At 45.3% G+C, this 20,415-nt stretch carries 21 protein-coding genes; 8 read left to right on the top strand and 13 right to left on the bottom strand.

Going from position 1 to position 20,415, the window contains the following annotated elements; translation table 11 throughout:
* Positions 1–67 precede the first annotated feature (67 nt).
* Positions 68–1,087: a lytic murein transglycosylase gene (locus CWB99_RS00825; RefSeq protein ID WP_138551882.1), complete on the bottom strand. Its 1,020-nt coding sequence runs from the start codon at positions 1,085–1,087 to the stop codon at positions 68–70.
* Complete coding sequence (locus tag CWB99_RS00820) at positions 1,080–1,361, bottom strand: YcgL domain-containing protein (RefSeq protein ID WP_054016620.1); 282 nt, start codon at positions 1,359–1,361, stop codon at positions 1,080–1,082. The genes CWB99_RS00825 and CWB99_RS00820 overlap by 8 nt, the downstream gene beginning before the upstream one ends.
* A gap of 143 nt (positions 1,362–1,504) precedes the next feature.
* On the opposite strand from CWB99_RS00820, the gene minC reads away from it, so the two are divergent.
* From minC to minE, 3 genes are read left to right on the top strand one after another with little or no spacing between them, the layout of a single operon-like run.
* Positions 1,505–2,206 (top strand): septum site-determining protein MinC, encoded by a 702-nt coding sequence (gene minC, locus CWB99_RS00815; RefSeq protein WP_138551883.1) that lies wholly within the window; start codon positions 1,505–1,507, stop codon positions 2,204–2,206.
* Positions 2,207–2,211: 5 nt separating this feature from the next.
* Positions 2,212–3,021 carry a septum site-determining protein MinD gene (gene minD, locus CWB99_RS00810; RefSeq protein ID WP_046005220.1) on the top strand — a complete coding sequence of 270 codons (810 nt, stop codon included), beginning with the start codon at positions 2,212–2,214 and terminating at the stop codon, positions 3,019–3,021.
* 1 nt (position 3,022) lies between these two features.
* On the top strand, positions 3,023–3,286 hold the full coding sequence (minE, locus tag CWB99_RS00805) for a cell division topological specificity factor MinE (RefSeq protein ID WP_010381216.1): 264 nt from the start codon (positions 3,023–3,025) through the stop codon (positions 3,284–3,286).
* 56 nt (positions 3,287–3,342) lie between these two features.
* Here minE and rnd read toward each other — a convergent pair whose 3' ends face one another.
* The 3 genes from rnd to CWB99_RS00790 form a co-directional block, all read right to left on the bottom strand.
* Positions 3,343–4,476 (bottom strand): ribonuclease D, encoded by a 1,134-nt coding sequence (gene rnd, locus CWB99_RS00800; RefSeq protein WP_138551884.1) that lies wholly within the window; start codon positions 4,474–4,476, stop codon positions 3,343–3,345.
* A 40-nt stretch (positions 4,477–4,516) separates the two neighbouring features.
* Positions 4,517–6,166: a long-chain-fatty-acid--CoA ligase FadD gene (gene fadD / locus CWB99_RS00795; protein WP_138551885.1), complete on the bottom strand. Its 1,650-nt coding sequence runs from the start codon at positions 6,164–6,166 to the stop codon at positions 4,517–4,519.
* A gap of 122 nt (positions 6,167–6,288) precedes the next feature.
* Entirely contained in the window at positions 6,289–7,173 is an 885-nt protein-coding gene (locus CWB99_RS00790; RefSeq protein ID WP_138551886.1) for an alpha/beta fold hydrolase, read from the bottom strand.
* Positions 7,174–7,308: 135 nt separating this feature from the next.
* On the opposite strand from CWB99_RS00790, the gene CWB99_RS00785 reads away from it, so the two are divergent.
* Positions 7,309–8,610, top strand: a complete 1,302-nt coding sequence (locus CWB99_RS00785) for an alkaline phosphatase (protein ID WP_138551887.1) — start codon at positions 7,309–7,311, stop codon at positions 8,608–8,610.
* Positions 8,611–8,650: 40 nt separating this feature from the next.
* On the opposite strand, the gene CWB99_RS00780 is transcribed toward CWB99_RS00785, so the two are convergent.
* The 7 genes from CWB99_RS00780 to CWB99_RS00750 all read right to left on the bottom strand — a co-directional run bounded on the left by CWB99_RS00780 (position 8,651) and on the right by CWB99_RS00750 (position 15,639).
* Positions 8,651–10,702, bottom strand: coding sequence for an EAL domain-containing protein (locus CWB99_RS00780; protein WP_138551888.1), 2,052 nt, complete (start codon positions 10,700–10,702; stop codon positions 8,651–8,653).
* Positions 10,703–10,866: 164 nt separating this feature from the next.
* Positions 10,867–11,154: a hypothetical protein gene (locus CWB99_RS00775; protein WP_138551889.1), complete on the bottom strand. Its 288-nt coding sequence runs from the start codon at positions 11,152–11,154 to the stop codon at positions 10,867–10,869.
* A 48-nt stretch (positions 11,155–11,202) separates the two neighbouring features.
* Positions 11,203–11,889 (bottom strand): tRNA (adenosine(37)-N6)-threonylcarbamoyltransferase complex dimerization subunit type 1 TsaB, encoded by a 687-nt coding sequence (tsaB, locus tag CWB99_RS00770; RefSeq protein ID WP_138551890.1) that lies wholly within the window; start codon positions 11,887–11,889, stop codon positions 11,203–11,205.
* Entirely contained in the window at positions 11,879–13,801 is a 1,923-nt protein-coding gene (locus CWB99_RS00765) for an ATP-dependent DNA helicase (RefSeq protein ID WP_171045225.1), read from the bottom strand. Before CWB99_RS00765 ends, tsaB begins: the two co-directional genes overlap by 11 nt.
* A 473-nt stretch (positions 13,802–14,274) precedes the next feature.
* On the bottom strand, positions 14,275–14,700 hold the full coding sequence (locus CWB99_RS00760; RefSeq protein WP_138551892.1) for a hypothetical protein: 426 nt from the start codon (positions 14,698–14,700) through the stop codon (positions 14,275–14,277).
* A gap of 376 nt (positions 14,701–15,076) precedes the next feature.
* Positions 15,077–15,370: a hypothetical protein gene (locus CWB99_RS00755; RefSeq protein ID WP_138551893.1), complete on the bottom strand. Its 294-nt coding sequence runs from the start codon at positions 15,368–15,370 to the stop codon at positions 15,077–15,079.
* Between the two features lie 71 nt (positions 15,371–15,441).
* Entirely contained in the window at positions 15,442–15,639 is a 198-nt protein-coding gene (locus tag CWB99_RS00750) for a DUF1289 domain-containing protein (RefSeq protein WP_138552028.1), read from the bottom strand.
* Between the two features lie 219 nt (positions 15,640–15,858).
* On the opposite strand from CWB99_RS00750, the gene CWB99_RS00745 reads away from it, so the two are divergent.
* A complete protein-coding gene (locus CWB99_RS00745) occupies positions 15,859–16,533 on the top strand; it encodes a 2OG-Fe(II) oxygenase (protein ID WP_138551894.1) in 675 nt (224 codons plus the stop codon).
* 50 nt (positions 16,534–16,583) lie between these two features.
* Here CWB99_RS00745 and CWB99_RS00740 read toward each other — a convergent pair whose 3' ends face one another.
* Complete coding sequence (locus CWB99_RS00740) at positions 16,584–16,811, bottom strand: hypothetical protein (RefSeq protein WP_138551895.1); 228 nt, start codon at positions 16,809–16,811, stop codon at positions 16,584–16,586.
* Between the two features lie 348 nt (positions 16,812–17,159).
* On the opposite strand from CWB99_RS00740, the gene hisG reads away from it, so the two are divergent.
* Genes hisG through hisC form a run of 3 tightly spaced genes read left to right on the top strand, consistent with a single transcriptional unit; the run spans position 17,160 to position 20,413 of the window.
* Positions 17,160–18,059 (top strand): ATP phosphoribosyltransferase, encoded by a 900-nt coding sequence (gene hisG, locus CWB99_RS00735; protein WP_138551896.1) that lies wholly within the window; start codon positions 17,160–17,162, stop codon positions 18,057–18,059.
* Positions 18,060–18,065: 6 nt separating this feature from the next.
* Positions 18,066–19,358, top strand: a complete 1,293-nt coding sequence (hisD, locus tag CWB99_RS00730; protein WP_138551897.1) for a histidinol dehydrogenase — start codon at positions 18,066–18,068, stop codon at positions 19,356–19,358.
* Entirely contained in the window at positions 19,355–20,413 is a 1,059-nt protein-coding gene (gene hisC / locus CWB99_RS00725) for a histidinol-phosphate transaminase (RefSeq protein ID WP_138551898.1), read from the top strand. The genes hisD and hisC overlap by 4 nt, the downstream gene beginning before the upstream one ends.
* Positions 20,414–20,415 lie beyond the last annotated feature (2 nt).

Here is a 20,415-nt window from a genome sequence, read left to right as displayed (position 1 = left end):
GCATTAGCCCAACCAAAAAGGCAGCCCGCACGCTGCCTTTTTTATTGTTGTTTTTTTATCTGAACGACTAGATTTTCGGATAGCCTATGCGATCAGATAAATACCCTACACTGGTTGCGAAATAGTAGCTGCGGTTCCAGTTCATCAGCGCTTTGTAGTTGTTGTAGGCCAGATACATACGACCATTCATATCGTCCGGCATTACCAATGCGGCACTAATATTTACCTTAGGTAAGTCAGTACCATCTGTACGCCTGACCCCCAGGTTTTGCCACTCTTCGAGTGAGCGCTCAGAATCGCGCCAGAACTCCAGCCATTGCTTGTGGTTTTTCGAGCCGCGCTTGAGCACGTACTGACTCGGGAAATCCTCAGGCAATTTTACCTGACGACCCCAGGTCAGATTATCATTCCAGCCCACGCTTTTCAGGTAATTTGCTATCGATGCCAAAGCATCTTCTTTACTTGTCCAGATGTCCTTTTTACCGTCATTATTATAATCAACGGCATAAGAGTTAAATGAAGTTGGCATAAACTGGGACTGACCCATGGCGCCGGCCCAGGAACCCTTGAAGTTGTCGATATTGACGTGACCATCTTTCAGAATATCGAGCGCAGCCCATAACTGACGCTTATACAAAGCTTCACGACGACCATCAAATGCCAAAGTAACGAGTGAGCTGATCACAGGGTAGCCGCCCTGTACACGACCAAAACTACTTTCAAGCCCCCACAAGGCAACAATAAAGCGACCCTGAACGCCAAAGTCTTGGCTGATCTTATCCAGCAGCTCTTTGTTTTCTTTATAGAGCTTTCTTGCTCGCTGAACTTTCCAGTCTGGTACGCGTTTAGGTAAATAAGTTTCCAGCGTCTCGACTATTTCGGGCTGGTTCTTATCCTGCTTAATCACTTTCTTTTTGAATTTAACCGTGCTGAATGCCCTGTCAATCAGAGCCTGTTCATAGCCTCTTTCGCGGGCTTCAGCTTTTAGCACTTCAACGTAGCTATCGAAGCGCGCCTGGTCATCCGCTTTTACGGTTTGCGATGCCAGACATAAAGATACGAATAATGCGGATAGTGTTTTAGTCACTTTTTACTCCGTTTTGTCTTTTTAATTCGTCCAGAAGATTTTCTTGTGGAGGCGGCAGCTGCAAATAAAACCCATCGTCGATTAATTTTTGCTTAACGTTACTTAAATCAGCAACCCCGAGTTTGGTGCGTTTTGCTAAATCCACAATGATTACGAATATAGGCGTGCCAAAAGTCGCCATTAAAGGGTCAGGAACTTTGCTAAAATCGTCTCGTTTTTCAATAAAAAGATAAGTATCGGCTTTTTTACTACTTTTATATACTGCGGCTAGCATTATAACCCTATAAAATCTTGCTAATCTGAGAGTAGCACTATACCATGACCTATATAATATTTGGAAAGTTTTGCGACTCTCAAACGTACAGAGTACGGGGTCAGAACAATATTAATCAGAGTTCGCACTGGTATTGAGCGCTTATGTCTACACAGTCTTTTGAATTGAAGGGAAACCTGTTTACACTCTCAGTTTTACACCTCTTCGATGCCGACCTTGGCAATGTAAAACAACAACTGAGTGATAAAATTTCCCAGGCTCCAAAATTTTTTAAAGGGGCACCTATCGTCATCAATCTTGCCGACGTCCAGGAACAGAGTATTGTCCTTAGCGATTTAAAACGTATTCTTACAGAGCTGGCTTTAAACCCGGTTGGTATATGTAATGGTACAGAACAGCACAATGCTGAGGCAAAAGAAATAGGCCTCTCCGTACTTAACTATACTAAAGACGTTAAGCCTGTGACTCAGGAGAGTGCTGACACGCAAGTGGTGGAAAGAGAAATCTATCTCGGCGCCCAGGTTATCAACAGCACAGTTCGCTCTGGGCAACAAATTTACGCAAAGGATCGGGACCTCATTGTACTGGGGGCTGTCAGTCATGGTGCTGAGGTCATTGCCGATGGCAATATTCACATCTATGGCACGCTCAGAGGACGTGCTATCGCTGGTGCGCAAGGAAATCATGAGGCAAGTATTTACTGCCAAAAGCTTGAAGCAGAGCTTGTTTCAGTCGGCGGCAGTTATTGGATCAGTGACTCTTTACAGGGAGAGCATTGGGGCAAAGCCTGCCAGATTTCACAAAATAACGAATCATTAGAATTAACAGCATTGGTCAAAGGATAATTCAGATGGCAAAGATTATTGTCGTAACTTCAGGTAAAGGTGGTGTAGGTAAAACCACATCGAGTGCAGCGATCGGCACAGGTCTGGCACTTAAAGGATACAAAACAGCCATTATCGACTTTGATATTGGCCTGCGTAACTTAGATCTCATCATGGGCTGTGAACGTCGCGTTGTCTATGATTTTGTCAACGTCATCAATGGCGAAGCCAATCTGAATCAGGCACTGATAAAAGATAAACGAGTGGAGAAGCTTTATATATTACCGGCTTCACAAACTCGCGATAAAGATGCCCTGACTAAAGAAGGCGTTGAACGCGTATTAAAAGACATGTCGGAAGACTTTGATTTTATCATCTGCGATTCACCAGCGGGCATAGAGGCCGGTGCAATGATGGCCCTATACTTCGCTGACGAAGCGATTGTCACCACTAACCCGGAAGTGTCTTCTGTACGTGACTCAGATCGCATCTTGGGTATTTTACAAAGCAAGTCAAAGCGTGCAGAAGACGGTCTTGAACCTGTCAAAGAGCATCTATTACTTACCCGTTACAACCCTGAGCGAGTCGAAAGTGGTGACATGCTATCGGTTGAAGATGTCCAGGAAATTCTGGCCATCGATTTACTCGGCGTGATCCCTGAGTCTAAAGCGGTATTGAATGCATCTAACTCAGGACAACCCGTTATCCTGGATACAGAGTCTGACGCAGGCCAGGCATACAGCGATGCCATCAATCGTTTGTTGGGTGAAATCGTCGACTTCAGGTTTTTGAATGTTGAAAAGAAAGGACTGCTAAAGCGGATTTTTGGAGGTTAATGTGTCTTTACTTGATTATTTTCGATCCGAGAAAAAGTCCAGCGCATCGCTGGCTAAAGAGCGGCTACAAATAATCGTTGCCCATGAACGCTCCAAGCGTGGCACCCCCGATTATCTGCCTCAATTAAAGCAGGATATACTGGAAGTGATCCGTAAGTATGTCAAAGTTGACTCTGACGCAGTCAATGTGCAGTTTGAGCAAAATGAAGATGATTTAGCGGTGCTGGAGCTCAACGTGACGCTACCGGATGACGAGCAAAAATAAAGCATCTATAAAAAGCCGCACACTGTGCGGCTTTTTATATTCGAGCTTTCTTCGAGTTAGGCAATATGCCACTTTGACAGCGCGTCTTTAAGTATCTCGTGACGCCAACCCTGGAATAAATCAGGTTTCAGGAAAGTCTTTCTCTGCTGTTCATCTAGCTTCCAGTTCCAGCCAATCACCTGATTGATCTGCTTTTTCGAGGCAAACACATCCACCGGAATGTCGTGTTCCCTGGCCACTTCTGCAATTGCTTGTTTTATTTCTTTCGCAGCCCCTTTATAACCGGGGTAATCAATCAGCCGTTGCACGCGCGCAGGTAATTCTGATTCAGGTATCGCTTTACCCGCTTCAATACAGGCGAGAATTTCTTTACCTGAGCGATTCACTTCCATTGGCTCAACACCCGGCACATTTCGCAAGCTGTTTAAAGAGCCCGGTCTGCGCTTTGCTATTTCGACCATATTATGTTCTTTTAGCACAAAATTGAGGGCCAAATTCTTTTTCTCGGCCTTGTTCTGTCGCCAACTGGCCAGTGTTCTTAAGACGGCAAGATCACGCGGCTTTAGCTGCCAGACATTTTTGATACCCAGGTAAAGGTAATGATCCGGGGTTCTGAATGCCCGTTTTTGGGCAATCAGCTGCGACTCACACGTTACTATATGCGAAAGTCCCTTTTCAGCAATCTTCTTGCTGATCGTCTGGTAGCAAGGTAAAAGGTAGAATACGTCTGCTGCGGCATACTCCAGCTGACTTGCCTGCAATGGACGCTTTAGCCAATCGGTTCTGGACATGCTCTTGTCGAGTTCAATATCCAGCATGTTCTTTACCATGTTGGCAAAGCCCACACAATTACCTTCACCAAGTAACTGCAGTGCAAACTGAGTGTCGAATAAAGGTGTTGGTACAAACCCCGCATACTTTTGAAAGACTTCTATGTCTTCAGAGGGCGAATGCAGCACTTTCACAATGCTTTCATCTCGAAGTAAATGCCATAACCCTGAAAAATCAAGCTCGCTTAATGGATCAATCAGCGCCAGGTGCTCGCCATCATAGACCTGGATTAAGGCAATTTCAGGATACAAGGTTCTGCGACGCATAAACTCTGTGTCTATCGCCAGGACCTTGCTGTCTGAAATGTTTACTACAAAGGCATCGAGCTCAGCTTGTAGCTGGATAAATTGATACTGCACATTTACTCCCTATAAAAAACCGGCTTTCGCCGGTTTCTTTTTACTTTAATGCCCTACGCAATATTTTGCCGACATTGGTCTTTGGCAACTCATCTCTGAATTCGACCAATTTAGGGACTTTATAATTGGTTAGCTTATCGCGACAATGTTTTATTATATCTTTTTCTGTCAAAGATGGATCCTTTCGCACGACAAAAACTTTAACCTGCTCGCCACTGACTTCATGTGGCACGCCTACGGCGGCGACTTCCAATACGCCATCATGCATCGCGACAACTTCTTCTATTTCGTTCGGGAACACGTTAAATCCAGACACTAAGATCATGTCTTTCTTACGGTCGACAATATAGAAGAAACCTTCTTCGTCATATATGGCAATATCACCGGTTGCGAACCAGCCGTCTTTCAGACATTCAGCCGTGGCATCTGGGCGGTTATAGTACCCAACCATGACTTGCGGGCCTTTAACACATAACTCCCCAGGCTCACCTAATGGAACTTCTTCTCCACTGTCATTGATCACTTTAAGTTCAGTACTTGGTGCTGGTAAACCGATTGAACCATTATAGCCATCAAGATCCCACGGACAAATGGTAACCAGAGGTGCGCATTCTGTCAGGCCATAACCTTCCATCAGCTTACTCTTAGTCACTGTCTGCCAGCGCTCAGCAACCGGACGCTGCACCGCCATACCGCCACCTAGCGACATTTTTAAGGTAGAGAAATCAAGCTCTGAAAATCCTGGAGTGTTTAATAAACCATTAAATAAGGTGTTAACACCTGTGATGGCCGTAAATGGATACTTTGAAAGCTCTTTGACAAAACCGGGCATATCACGGGGGTTGGTGATTAGAATATTGTGGCCACCATACTTCATAAAGGTAAGGCAGTTCGCTGTTAATGCGAAAATATGATAAAGCGGCAACGCTGTGATTACCACTTCACGCCCTTTATCAAGCACTTTATCAAGGCAACCGGATACCTGCTCAAGGTTTGCAACCATGTTTCCGTGAGTCAACATTGCCCCTTTAGATACACCCGTTGTGCCACCTGTGTACTGAAGGAACGCAAGGTCATTCAGAGTGACATCAGGTACTTTATACTGACCAGGGTCAGCACTGATTGCGTGTGCAAAAGGTATAGCATTTGGCAAAGTATAGTCTGGGACCATTTTCTTTAGCTTTTTAACGACAAAGTTGACTAAATGCTTTTTGAACCCACCCAGCATGTCTCCAATTTGTGTTACGACGATGTGCTTAACACCCGTGGTAGGCAATGCCTTTTCAAGTGTATGCGCAAAGTTAGCCAATATAAATATTGCTTTCGCTTCTGAATCATTGAGTTGATGTTCAAGCTCGCGCACAGTATACAACGGGTTTACGTTCACCACGGTACAACCGGCTCGTAGCACGCCCAAAATTGTTACAGGTGTTTGTAACAGATTTGGCATCATAACCGCTACTTTATCCCCTTTGCCTAGTTTAAGGGTATTTTGAATATAACTGGCTACGGCCTTAGTCGCTTCATCAACTTGTTGGTAAGTCATTGTTTTGCCCATGTTACTATAGGCTGGTAACTGGCCAAACTCTTTAAAACTGTTGTCGAATAATTCTAGCAGCGAGTTGTAGTGTTCTGGGTCGATTGTTTCCGGCATCCCTTCGGGGTAGCGCTTTAACCAGATTTTTTCCACTCTTAGCTCCTGTGTTCTCGTTATTTTTTATATTGAACCTACCTTAATATAATTAAGGTACATAAACAATTGAGTAAATACTCTAAAGCTGGGATAGTCCCACATTTGACATAAATATACAATCAAGAAAGGTTCGGATGTTTAATATGCGTTAAGATCTCTCCTAACACTTGCTCCGGGCTTTCCATATGACAATGATGCCCACCACTGACTTCAATACATCTAAACCTTTTAAAACAATCAGAAAATTGTGTCAAACTATGCTTCATCTGTGCAAAACCAGATGTCCCCATTATAGCTAAAGTGGATGTTTCTATGTCTTGCAGTAAACTCAGCGCCTGAGCACGCGAAAAACGCGTTGTCGAGGGAAGTTTCAGCTTCGGGTCCGTTGTTAACCAAGCCCCCTCTTCACTCTGTGCGATATTTCGCTCCATTAATATAGCAGCAATTTCTTCGCTGAAATCGCTAACTTTAAGTCTTGCCTTAACTATGGCTTGCTTATCTGCAAACAGTCGCCTCGTGGAATTAATGTTCTCATCGAATGCTTCGCGTGCCGTAAAAGCCTGCAACAACTGTTCTCTGGCGTTTTTGTCACTTTGGTACAAAAGCCCTATTCCGTCTATCAAGGTCAGAGACTCAACTTTGTCTTGGTATAAACTGGTAAACAACCCGCCAACCAAGGCACCCATTGAATGACCGACGATATCACAACGCTCAATATCCATATAACGAAAAAAACTCAAGATATCATAAACATACTCAACAAAGTAATAATGAGCATCTGAGCTTCGCCAGTTTGATTGACCATGTCCTGGAAAATCTAAGGCGATAAACCTGAATTGTTCAAGCTGTTCACCTGACACCTTAGATAGCAAAGGCCAAAAACTATTACTATTATCCTGCCAGCCGTGTAGCATCAACACCGTTCGCTTCCCCTCTCCAAGCTCCTGGTATGCGTACCCGGCAACTTTTCCCTGTTTTATCTTATTTTTATTAGCAATCAACATAAATTCATATTCTTATTGAACGGTATACATTAATATTCTACGCATTCTGGCTCGCGTGCAAAGCATTAATCACCCATCAGTAGTGATTGTTCCGGCACTGAGGCGAGCACACACACGGGAAATTAAGGACCACGAATGATACGAAAAATTAGCACTATTGCGTTCGCTCTGGGCTGTACCTTGTCTAACTCAGCCCTTGCAGCTCCAAAAAATGTCATTTACATGATTGGAGATGGTATGGGGCCGGCGTTTACGACTGCCTACCGTTATATGCAAGACAATAAAGCGACTAAAGTTGTTGAGCCCACCGTATTTGACTCAATCCTGGTCGGCATGGCGCACACCTATCCGGATGATGATACCGTCGTCACAGATAGTGCTGCGGGCGCGACCGCACTCAGCACAGCGTCAAAAAGTTACAATGGTGCGATCGCCGTAGACACCCACAAACATGCGCTTAAAACAATGCTCGAGATGGCAAAAGAGCGAGGAATGACGACTGCATTAGTTGCAACCTCACAGATAAACCACGCCACGCCAGCGAGTTTCGCAGCGCATAACGAGTCTCGCCGCAACTATGACGAAATCGCAGACGATTACATAGACAACAAGATTGCGGGCAAGCTCCCTGTCGATTTAATGCTCGGTGGAGGTACTAAGTACTTCATTCGTGACGACAGAAACCTGGTCAACGAGTTTAAGCAGGCAGGTTATCAATACACAGACTCATTTAACAATTTGAATTCACTCCAGCGCTTACCAGCATTGGGGTTGTTCGCAGAGGTAGCCTTTCCTCACGCCATAGATAGCGAACAGCCGAATCGCCTTACGACTATGACTGATAAAACCCTATCATTGCTGCACAAACACAATGAAGCGGGCTTTTTTGTCATGATCGAAGGCAGCCAAATTGACTGGTGCGGTCATGCCAATGACATAGCCTGTGCAATGAAAGAGATGGATGATTTCGCCGGTGCAGTGTCTCTTGCAAAAGCCTATGTAGATGCCAACCCAGACACTTTACTGGTTGTCACTGCGGACCACTCAACCGGTGGCCTGACCCTCGGAAGCAATGGCGTTTATGAATGGAAAACAGATGTTGTCGCAAAGGTTAAAGCCTCTGTTAAAGAATTGACTAATACCCTGTACGACATAAAGCCTGAACTCATGGCTAGCTCATGGAGTGAATTAACGGGCTTGCCTTTTGACAAAGAAACCAAAAAATTGCTTACACGCGCACAAAAGGAGTCAAAAGAAGCATTCTACAAGGCTGCCAATAAGCTGATCAATGATGCCAGCTATACGGGATGGACAACAAAAGGTCATACAGCCATTGATGTGCAAATCTTTGCTTACGGAGAAGGCCGCGACGCCTTTATTGGATCTTTGAACAATACCCAAATCGCAGATAAGCTCATCTCATATATTGCGAAGTAACCCGTCATTTTTATGGGCCTGGACAACAGGCCCATTGCCATCAAACCACTCGCTCTATCGTTTCCTGATTAGGCTTATACTGCGCTTTTAACAGGCTCATTGCCTCATCAATAGGCATGGCCTTGTAATACAAGAAGCCCTGTACACAGTCTACCTGTGATTGCTTCACCAGGTTCTCCTCTTCTTTGGTCTCTACACCTTCCGCCACTAAGCGAAACCCCAATTTGGCAATCATCTCTGACAGATTGGTATACAAGGACACAGACTTACTGTTATAGCTCTCAGGCAATAAGCTCCGGTCTAATTTAATGGTGTCTATGTTAAGTTTTGATAACACTGAAAGACATGAATAACCCGTACCGAAATCATCCATGGCACAGGCAATCTTATTTTCTCGAAGTAAATTAACTACATCGACAGTTCGATTAAAGTCTTCAATGTAACTCGATTCAAGCAGCTCGACTTCGACCTGCCCAGGGTAATCGGCAAACGCCTTGACGATGCGCTTATAGCCCCCGGTTAGCAAATTTTGCGGAGAGATATTAAAGCTTACTTTTGGCCTGAACCCGGCCCGCGCGAATTGCTCCAGGTCGACTTCCAGCTGGTCGATAACAAAGTTATCTATGATATGTAGCAGTGCATGATGCTCTAATGTTGCAAGGAACCAGGGACCTTGCACACGACAATCCGGGTCTTTAAGACGCAGCAAGGCTTCAAAGCCAACTACATCCTTAGTATAGGGGTTTATTTTGGGCTGATAAAACAACATCAACTCGCCTCGATTTAGCGCGTCGGTGACTTCTTTCAGGCTGTGAACATTGATCTGCTCTTCTCGTTGAGAGCGCGTATACGAACTTTCCGCTCCGGCTTCTATCAACCTTCCAGTCGTAAACCGCTTAAGCAATACATCCAACGCCTTACCAGACAAGTTATGATCGCGATTAAATTTTAAGAACGGAAAGTAAAGACATGCATTCAGCGCTATCAGCGCCACTTGCAGCGCAATGCCACTCAAACTCTGTGTCAGTAGCCAGCCACTGACAAACACAGGGGTGAACCAGGGAATATCCATTGCAGGGTTCAGGGAAATAAGCCCGGTAGAAATGCAAGTGTAAGCAATTAATGCATTGAGCAATGGGCTAAGTAAAAAAGGAATGAGCAAGTACGGATTGAACACAATTGGCAGCGCATAGAGCATCACCTCACTGATATTAAACAGAGCAAGCGGTGATGCTATCATGGCGATGCTTCGTTCATGGCGTGCATTTTTGAGTAGCAATGAGGCTATGATCAGCCCCCAAATACAGCCCGTTCCGCCAATAATCACAAAGCAGGTATAAAAGTCATAACTCGAAAGCTGAGGTAACACCAGGTAATCGGTGAGTTCACCTGAAACCAGCAAATGATAAGTGTTGTCACCATGGACTCCGATAAACCACAGTAAATGTGAAAAAATCAACTGAGCTGAAATCTTTTCGAATACATTCCAGGTGGGATTAAGCAGCTTTAAAGTATTGTGGATCTGTCCTGTAAAATGGTCAAACACAGGGAGCACCAATAGGATCAAAGCAGTGACCAGAATGTAGGGGATGATGAGATTCAGATGTTTACGTAAAAAAAGACTAATCGAGCTAATCCCTACCAACCTTAGCCAACGTACCCGCTCAATATGCGCAAGCAAATAGCAGCAAAGTACTGGCATCAGCAGCGAATACAGCATACCGTTTCTGTGCACTATCGTCAGGGTTCCCTGACTTATTTCGATGTACCCTGTTGTCGCGGTAAAACAAGCAAGCACCAACACCGGACCAGCAATAGTGTGAATTTTTAAGTTTTTTGATAGATAGTAACTAAATGATATCAGTGTCAGTAAAGGAAAGATCCCCCAAACCAAAGTATTGAAATCACCAAGTGCCTGATACTTAAGTTTACTCAGGTCATCACCAAGCCACTGATTTAAAAGAGTAATCACTGAGGCAACGATAAAAAACGGGATAAGAGCGATATAGCCTTCCCGCAGGGACAAAACAATCGTATTTGAAGAAAGCTTGAGTGCAAACTGGTTAAATCTGTTCAGCAAACTCGTAACCATAAATTGTTCTTTTCTTTTAACATTACTCCAAAAACAGATTAAAACAAATGAATTGACTAAATTTTTGCTGAAAAATATTCATGCTCAATTAACGCTGTTTGCATAGTTGAACGTGTAGTCAGTAATATTGTGAGTAACTATACCAGTCTAAAAGACAGGCCGCGTCAGGCGTATATATTCACACCGAGCAAAGACTGAACTTCACTACGTCGGTCCTGGTTTTGAATTGCACTGTAGGATTGGATTGCCACGCTGGTTTTGTAATTGGGTTGATCATAGATCACAGCGCGTTTTTCTTCATTGTACTGTTGAGCGAGTGCAACGCCAGCATCTGAAAACTTGAGCTTAGTCGTTGGTTGAACGGGTGGCTGCGTTTCGCTGGCAGTGGGTTTTGCAACCGACTGCCTTAGCTGATAAGTATCCTGATTTTGAACAAGCTGGTTGATTTTCATCAGTCTTTGTCACTCAAATACACAACGCACCAGTTTAAGATTAGCCTGTTATTCGCGCCCAGGCAACTTCTTCCAGGTCACCGTATCTCTGACATACTGAGGCTGAGCATCTGCTGCATTCACAACCTGTCCTGCTTCAAACTGTTCAGCGCCTGTGCTGAGCATGTACTTGGCATGAGGTAATGTTATCTCAGCATTCACGTCCAGTGACAGCTTCTCGGCAACGTCTGAGTATGTCTGCCAGCCGGTACCTACGGCCAATATACCTTGATAGTCACCTTCTATCAGCTCAGGCTTGATCACTGTTTCTTCTGCGAGTGCTACGGCCTGGTTATTCTCTCCTCTGGTGTAATTACACAGATAAACTTCACCCATTCGGGCATCAATTGCCACCAGTACCTGTTGAGCATTAGTCTGGGCAAATGCTTGCTGAGCCATCGCTTGCAATGTCGAGACGCCCACCAATTGCAGATTGCCCGAGTAAGCCAACCCCTGAGCGACAGCAACCCCTATACGTACCCCGGTAAAACTACCGGGTCCACGGCCAAACACAAGTCCATCCAGATCTTTTAGCTGGCAACCGGCGTCAGACAAAATCCGTTCTATCAGGGGCAGAATTTTCTGACTATGTTGCTGAGGACACTCTTCAAAATGACGATAGATCTTGTTGTTGTACGACAACGCCAGGCTCAGTGCTTCTGTTGAAGCATCCAGGGCAAGCAAATTATATTTCATGCTGGTCAATATTCTCTAAAAATGACAATGCCTTATCCAGATCACGAGTCCGTGACATGGCGGGCAAACTTTTAATAAAGGTTTCCCCGTATTTTCGCGTAACCAAGCGATTATCGCAAATAATTAGCACACCTTTGTCTTTTTTATCCCGGATCAGGCGCCCAACCCCCTGTTTTAGGGCGATTACAGCAAGAGGCAACTGAATTTCATCAAATGGTTCCTTGTCCTGCAATTGGGCATCTTTCATTCGGGCCTGTAATAACGGATCATCAGGTGAAGTAAAAGGCAGTTTATCGATCAATACGCAGCTCAATGTATCACCACGCACATCAACCCCTTCCCAAAATGAAGCCGTTCCCATGAGCACAGCGTTACCGTGGCGAACAAACTGCTCCAAAATGATGCGTTTAGAGGCTTGCCCTTGCATAAACACAGGATATTCTGTGGCTGTACTCAGTCCTTCATACACCAGATGCATGACCCGGTAACTGGTAAAGAGTAAAAACGTTCGCCCCTTGGCGGCATTGATCACTTGCTTGGCAATTTTTACCAGAGCATGGGGCATTAGTTCATCTTTGGTTTCTGGCAAATAACGAGGCAGGCAAAGCAGCGCCTGCGATTCGTAATCAAACGGACTATCGACGATGGCCTGATGATCAGGCTCCAGCCCCAGACTGGCATTAAAGTGTGCAAGACTATTGTCCACTGACAAAGTTGCTGAGGTAAATACAAAGCTGGCTTCGCTCTTGGCCATCATGTCTTTAAACCGACTGGAGACATCCAAAGGCGTGATATGAATTGTCAAAAAGCGTCGGGTCGTTTCGAACCAATAGCTAAAGCCCGACAAACTAACGTCAAAGGCTCTATCCAGTTGCCCTTTAAAAGATAAGACCCGCTCCAGGGGATGTTCAATTTTGTCTGAACGGTCGAGGCATAGCTTGAGTACTTGATACAAAAAGTCCAGATTGCTGATCACTCTGTGCAAGGCATCACAGATCGCCTTGTCCTGTAGCTTTTCTCGCCAATCTCCACGGGCTCCGTCGCTGCCAAACACCAACCGCAGATCTGCAACACTGGTCTCTAACTTGTTCAGCGTTTTGCCTAGTTGCAGCATATCGGGTATATCGCTGCGATAAATGAGTCTTAAATCATTGATCAGCGCCTGTAACTGTTTAGTGCTTATGGACTCCCCAAAGTAATCCGATGCAATTTCGCCCAGCTGGTGCGCCTCATCAAATATATAGGTATCTGCTGTTGGCATCAGCTCGGCAAAACCTGATTCTTTCACCGACATGTCGGCAAAAAACAAGTGGTGGTTGATCACCACCAGATCAGCCTCCGAGGCTTTCAACCTGGCCTTACGTATGTAACATTCTGCAAAGTCAGGACAATCCTTGCCTAAACAGTTATCTGCTGTGGAATTAACATAAGGCAGCACTTTGGCGTCTTCTTCGATACCGACACAGTCCGCAAGGTCTCCGCTTTGGGTTTCTGTGGCAAACTTTGCTACCATCGCCAGCTGGTGCATGACATCAGGGTCATCACTTGGCACATGCGCAACATGTTCATTCAGACGATAAGTACACAGATAATTCGCCCGGCCCTTGAGTAAGGCAACTTTGCGACCCTTACCAAGCGCTTTGAGTAGCTCGGGTAAATCTCTGTGGTAGAGTTGTTCCTGAAGTGCTTTAGAGCCAGTTGAAATGATGACCTTTTTATCATTCAAAAGCGCCGGAACCAGATAAGCAAATGTTTTACCTGTCCCAGTTCCCGCTTCTACCACACACTGACCGCCCTCTTTGACCACCTGATCAATGGCTTCAGCCATATCTATTTGAGGTTGTCTTGGCTGATAACCACTAAAATGGTGAGCCAGGGGACCGTTTTCTGAAAAAATCTGTGTGATAGACAAAATTAAAAGCACTGCATGATAACTGGGCGGGGCAATTTTATGGCATGTAAAGGGTAAGCGCAAATCGGTATGGCTTAGTCAAGTCAGTGTGGCTCTGCAAAGCGGTACATCAGAACCTTTTCAACATTCTTTGGTACACAGGGAGTGTTGTTGTACCACATTGCGAATACTTAAAGAAAAGAGGTGCCTGGCTTTGCCGCCCTGGCGCAGTTGGGCCCTGTCAATATAATGCGCCAATTCATTTTATAACCCAGGTGGCCTTTTGCTTGTGAGACAGCCAGCTTTACATAGGTTGGAGCAAGGCCTGATTCCTTAAAAGGAGAACTTTACCAGGCAAGCTTGATATCTCAGATTAGAAATCTAATGATTCTGGGGTAAAAAAGCCAGCTACTGCTGGCTTTAGGTAATACCTATTCCGAAATTTTAATTGGGATATAGTTCCGGATAAAAGAACAAATCAAGCGCTATAAGTTTCATTTAGAATTAGCCCAACCAATTACAACTTCTTTTAGCAAGACATTCGATTCAATAATGATAGTGTCATAACTTTTTCCTAATTCAGCGTTTTTAGGATACTTAAATGATAAATCCATTGAATTTTTACTTGTCGAATACCCCACATTCCTTAGCGTTATCTTATCTCCAGCACTACTTTCAATTAGGTGGACAACAACACTGCCTTTAGGAAACTTTTCAGACAAAATATCCAATTCTTCTACAACACCAGTTCCTAAGAATTCATCAACCATTGCTGTTACATCAATATTAATCCTCGCGTTGTAATTTAAAGCCTCAACAGACTCTGTTAACCTAAATTCATGCTGGCCATCAATAGTAATTGGCCCAGATGTTAACAACACAAACTCAGACAAGAAAAGTATCTTTAAAAACTCAATCATTGCTTGCACTCTCCTCTTTAATGCATTGTGATTCATTTAGGCAGGTCTAAAATTTAAAGCTGTTCCTACGATACTCTAGAAAGGGTTGAAAAAATTACTTTTTAACCTTAAGAATGGCTAAAGCCAAGTAAGCGAATAAATGTTTAACTCTTACTAGTGCCTACCTCGACCACACAACCCACACTTTTGGTCATCAGCTCTATTATTTGAGCTTGACATGGCTGATAATCGTTAAAGAGACCACCTAAGGGACCGTTTTCTGAAAAATACTGAGTGATGGACAAAATTAGCAGAACTAGATACCTAACTAAATCAAACCCGTGTTAATTTTTCGATGGTGGCAACTCTAACCCCTTTACAGGCAGGTTGACTCCAGTTATCGATTTCCAAATACCTTTTTATACCAGTATGACTGTTGATTGTGCTTAAACCATATTCTGTTGCTTTCACTCAGAAATGCCCTCAGCTGCTTCATATTGACCCCGTAGCGATAAAACAGGGCGATGATCTCTCTTAGTTCTTCATCATCAAGTGACTTGTCTGTATCAATGATTATCGAAAACCCTTGCCCATAGACATCATTAACGCCTGACAACGCATTTAACCGGTCAAAAAAGCTCTGCTCATCAGTCGGTGACAGAAACTTAACACTCTTTGCTTCTAACTTCATGTATTTTCTATTTTTTATGGCACATAGATATTAAAGGCCGTTTACAGTCAGCAGATAAGCTCATACACACATTAGCGCACTCTTCTCTTCTCGCAGGCTTCTAAAATAACTCTTTTTTGTTCATTGCTGGATGACTGCCAGTTCATGATTTCATTTAGCGTACGATAACAGCCAACACAGACATCGTTATCATCAAGACAACAATGGCGGATACAGGGCGATGCCACCTGTACCGCTACTTCACTCGTAGAGTCTGCTCCTTTGTTCATGTTCGTCACTTAACTCCGCAATGATTTTTACGACATTATACCCCATTAGACATAAGCTGAGATATTTTGCTTGCCAGCGGATAAAAAATGACTATGATGCGCGCAGTAAAGCAGGCAGCAAGCCATAAAGCCCAGAGCCACGAGGTTAAGACTACTTCTTCTCTTTTGCTTTAATGACACACTTTTCGATTTTGATACGACTTTTTATAGGAAATCAGGTTGGCCGCTTTAGTTCATTTTCGTGCAGCGCACGGCGATTCGCCCACAGACGAGACACTATTTTCACTCATTGCTGATGATTTACTGAGCCAGGGTTATAGCATTCGCCCTGGTGCGCTGCCTCACGATTTGGCAGACGATTTACTGGCTTATCAGCACAGTTTAAGTAACCAAAAGTATGAACATGCTGGCATTGGCCGTGGCGATGATTTCTTACATAACGGCTTTGTGCGTACAGACGAAATTTGCTGGATAAACGGCGAGTCAGAGCCCGGACAACGCTGGCTTGACTGGACCTGCCGGTTACAACAGTTTTTAAACCGTCGTCTATTCATGGGACTGTTTTCATTTGAAAGTCATTTTGCTCATTACGCCAGCGGCAGTTATTACAAACGCCATTACGACGCGTTTAGAGGTGAAACCAACCGTATCCTCTCGCTGGTTACCTATCTGAACCCTGGCTGGGGTCATAATGATGGGGGTGAAATGGTACTCTATCAGGATGACCATGACCTGGAAGGCATAAAAGTAGTCCCTTTGCATGGCACTGTTGCATTGTTTTTAAGTGAAGAGTTTCCTCATGAAGTACTTCCCGCTAAGCGGGACAGATACTCTGTTGCAGGCTGGTTCAGGGTCAACACCTCGATAGCAGGCAAAATAGACCCTCCAAGATAAAACCTGACACTAAGCCCGGACAAAATACCTTGTTCGCGGCTTAGGTGTTACTAGGCCCAAGTATCTAAGTGCTGCTCTTCGTCGTCGATCTCACAGCCATCTTCGTCTTTTTTGCGGGCATCTTCCTCTTTATGCTTTTGCTGCGCCATCTCCAGTAAGTGCTTTTTACGCTTAATCCTTTCTGTTCGATTGTCGAGCACTCCCGCAACTTTAAACGGGCCATCATGGCTCACCTGCAACCGAACTATTGGCGCCAGGAATGGCTTAAATGCATCCATAACCCACCTCATTTCGTGGTATTTCATGCCTTTATTATCGACAGTTATAATTTATTCTTTAATTTATGCAAAAAAGTACTTGCACGCAATTCCTCTCCTGTGTTTATCTATAAATACATTTTGAGCGCCTGATGCGCGTCACGTTTTAGATAAACAACAAGAGAATCTGACATGCTTATTACACTGACAGCTATCCATCATCACCATCATACACCGGGATAACCTGTCAGGTATTTCGCTGGTGGGTTATTCCTTCAAGGAACCTCCGGCGAACTAGCACTCAACATAATTTATTTTCGCCCTGAGGTTCCCTCGGGGCTTTTAGTTTTTAAACTTAGGAAATAAATTATGAACACCAACAACCGTTTACGAATTGCAATTCAAAAATCTGGCCGCCTTTCTAAGGATTGTCAGTCACTGCTCAAACAGCTTGGAATTAAATTAAATCTGCGTGAACAGCGCCTGATTGCCCACTCTACCAATATGCCAATCGATGTCCTGAGAGTCCGTGATGACGATATCCCGGGTTTGGTCATGGATGGTGTGTGCGACCTGGGCATTGTTGGTGAAAACGTGCTCGTTGAAACGCAGGCAGAACGTCAGCGTAACGGGCAACCCAGCGAAGTCAGCAAGCTCGCAAAACTTGACTTTGGTTATTGTCGTCTGGCACTGGCCTGGCCTCAGGAGCTGGGTATGCAGGACAAGAGCTGGTTCAGCGGCAAACGCATCGCCACCACATACCCAGAGATTTTAAAGCAGTACCTCGAACAAGAGCAGATTGATGCCAGTGTCGTTATGCTAACGGGCTCGGTAGAAGTAGCACCTCGTGCTGGCCTTGCCGATGCAATCTGCGATTTGGTATCAACCGGCGCAACGCTCGAAGCAAACGGCCTGATGCAGGGCGACACCATTTTGGAATCGAACGCTTGCCTTATCCAAAACGCGAACCTCAGTGACGACAATAAACTCTCGCTTATCAATAAGCTGATGCCTCGTTTGCGTGGCGTTAAACAGGCAAAAGAAAGCAAATACATTATGTTGCACGCGCCAAAAGCCAAGCTTGACGAGATCTGTGCGTTGTTGCCGGGGACAGGTCAACCAACCCTGCTTGCTCTGGCCGGAAGCGAAGAATATGTTGCTCTGCACATGGTCAGCAGCGAAACCCTGTTCTGGGAAACCATGGAAGAGCTCAAAGCGCTTGGCGCAAACTCCATTCTTGTTATGCCAATCGAAAAAATGATGGAGTAACGACGCATGTTTATCTGGAATGAGGCGAACCGGGCTCAGCAAAAGGCAGCACTTGAACGCCCGGCCGTAACTATCAGTGATGAGCTGGAAAAAGTTGTTGCAAAAATCATTGCAGAAGTCGAGCTAAACGGTGATGAAGCATTGCTGGAATATGCCCGTAAGTTCGATAAACGTACTCAGCCTCGCTTACTGGTATCCGCAGAAGAAATACAGGCCAGTGAAGGTGTCATTTCAGCGGAACTAAAACAGGCCATCGATCAGGCTTACAGTAATATTCGCGCTTTTCACGCACTACAAGTGCCTGTAGAAAAACGTCTCGAAACACAACCTGGTGTAATATGCGAGCTTAAGTATCAAGCCATTGAAGCAGTTGGTCTATATGTCCCGGGAGGCAGTGCGCCACTGCCCTCCTCTGTACTAATGCAAGGGGTCTGTGCGCAACTGGCAGGGGCACAAACAATTGTATTGTGTACCCCGGTAAACGGCGAACAAGGTATCGATCCCGCCATCTTATATGCAGCGAAAAAATGCGGCATTACCACAATTGTTGAAAGCGGTGGCGCCGGTGCAATTGCTGCGATGGCACTGGGTACCCAAAGCGTGCCTAAAGTAGACAAAGTATTTGGACCGGGAAATGCCTTTGTGACCATGGCCAAACAGCTATTATCGCAATCGCTGCCAGGATTTGCAATTGATATGCCCGCAGGACCTTCAGAAGTATTGGTCATTGCCGACGAGCGCGCTAACCCAGCCTATGTTGCTGCTGATCTGCTCTCGCAAGCCGAACACGGCCCCGACTCTCAGGTACTGCTGCTCAGCAATAACAAACGGCTCATTAAGGAGGTCCAGGGCGAGCTGGACCGTCAATTGTTGCAACTAAGCCGCGCAGATATCGCCAAACAGGCGCTTGAAAATAGCACGCTTATTCTGGTCGAAGATATTGAACAGGCGTTTGCAGTTAGCGCGGAGTACGGACCGGAGCACCTGATTTTACAGCTCGGTGAACCAGAGCCCTATCTGCCTTTAGTGAAAAATGCCGGCTCAGTATTTGTTGGTGACTACACGCCAGAATCGGCAGGTGATTACGCGTCTGGCACTAACCATGTATTGCCAACCTATGGTTACAGTCGCTGCTATTCGAGCCTCAACCTGCTCGACTTTTATCGTACCTATACGCAACAGACAATCAGTAAAGGGGGTTTACAGTTGCTAAGCAAGGCCATTTTACCCCTGGCTGAGGCAGAAGGCCTGGATGCCCATGCCAATGCTGTCAAAATAAGGCTGGAGAACAACGCATGAGTCAAATTCAATTACCTGAAAACATCGCCTCACTGAACGCTTATAGTTCAGCAAAGAGCGAAAAGCTCACCGGCACAACCTGGCTTAATGCCAACGAAAGTCCTTATTCAAAGCGTGTGAGCCTCAATTTTGAAGCACTCAACCGCTACCCGGATCCGCAACCCGAAGCGGTGATCAACGCTTACGCAAGTTATGCGGGCCTTAACCCGGAACAGGTGTTGATGACGCGTGGCGCTGATGAAGGCATCGAGCTGTTAGTACGTACTTATTGTACACCCGGACAAGACAAGATTGCTTTGTTCCTGCCCACGTATGGCATGTATAAAGTAACGGCAGATACCCACAATGTCGGGATCACAGCACTTGAGCAGAACCTGTTGCAACAAGGCAGCGCCGCAGAAATAGCTGACGCTGTTGGCAACGCCAAGCTGGTATTTATCTGTAACCCCAATAACCCGACCGGCGCAACGGTAAATACAGACAAAATTGCTGCAATTGCAGCGGCCCTCAAAGGCAAGGCACTGGTCGTTGTCGATGAAGCTTATATTGAGTTTTGTGAACAACTCACCGCAGCGAGCCTGTTATCGGATTTCGATAACCTGGTGGTGCTGCGAACCTTGTCAAAAGCATTTGCCCTGGCCGGGCTCAGAACCGGGTTTACCCTGGCTTCTCCCGACGTGCTTGCACCAATCCGCAAGGTTATCGCCCCTTATCCGGTGTCTGCTGTAGTGGCGCAAATCGCACAAGAAGCGCTGACCCCGGATGCCATTACCCAGATGCGCCGTCAGGTCAGTATTCTCAATAAAGCAAAAGAAAAGCTCACTGAGGTACTTGGAGGATCCGAAAAAATAGCCAAAGTCATGATTGGCGAAGGCAACTTTATTACAGTCCAGGTACGACAGGTAAACGATATAAAACAGGCGATGCAATCAGGTCTTATCATGCGCCCCTTTACTCTCTTCGGTGAGGATAATTGGCTACGCATTTCAATTGGTAGCGAGCAGGAACTAGAACAAGTCAGACGCTGGCTGACACAACCACAGGCAGAACAATAACA

Origin of the sequence: Pseudoalteromonas rubra, from assembly GCF_005887095.1 — a bacterium.
Classification (GTDB): domain Bacteria; phylum Pseudomonadota; class Gammaproteobacteria; order Enterobacterales; family Alteromonadaceae; genus Pseudoalteromonas; species Pseudoalteromonas rubra_E.
The sequence above is the reverse complement of the archived record's forward strand: the minus strand, read 5'-3'. Positions and strand labels throughout refer to the sequence as shown.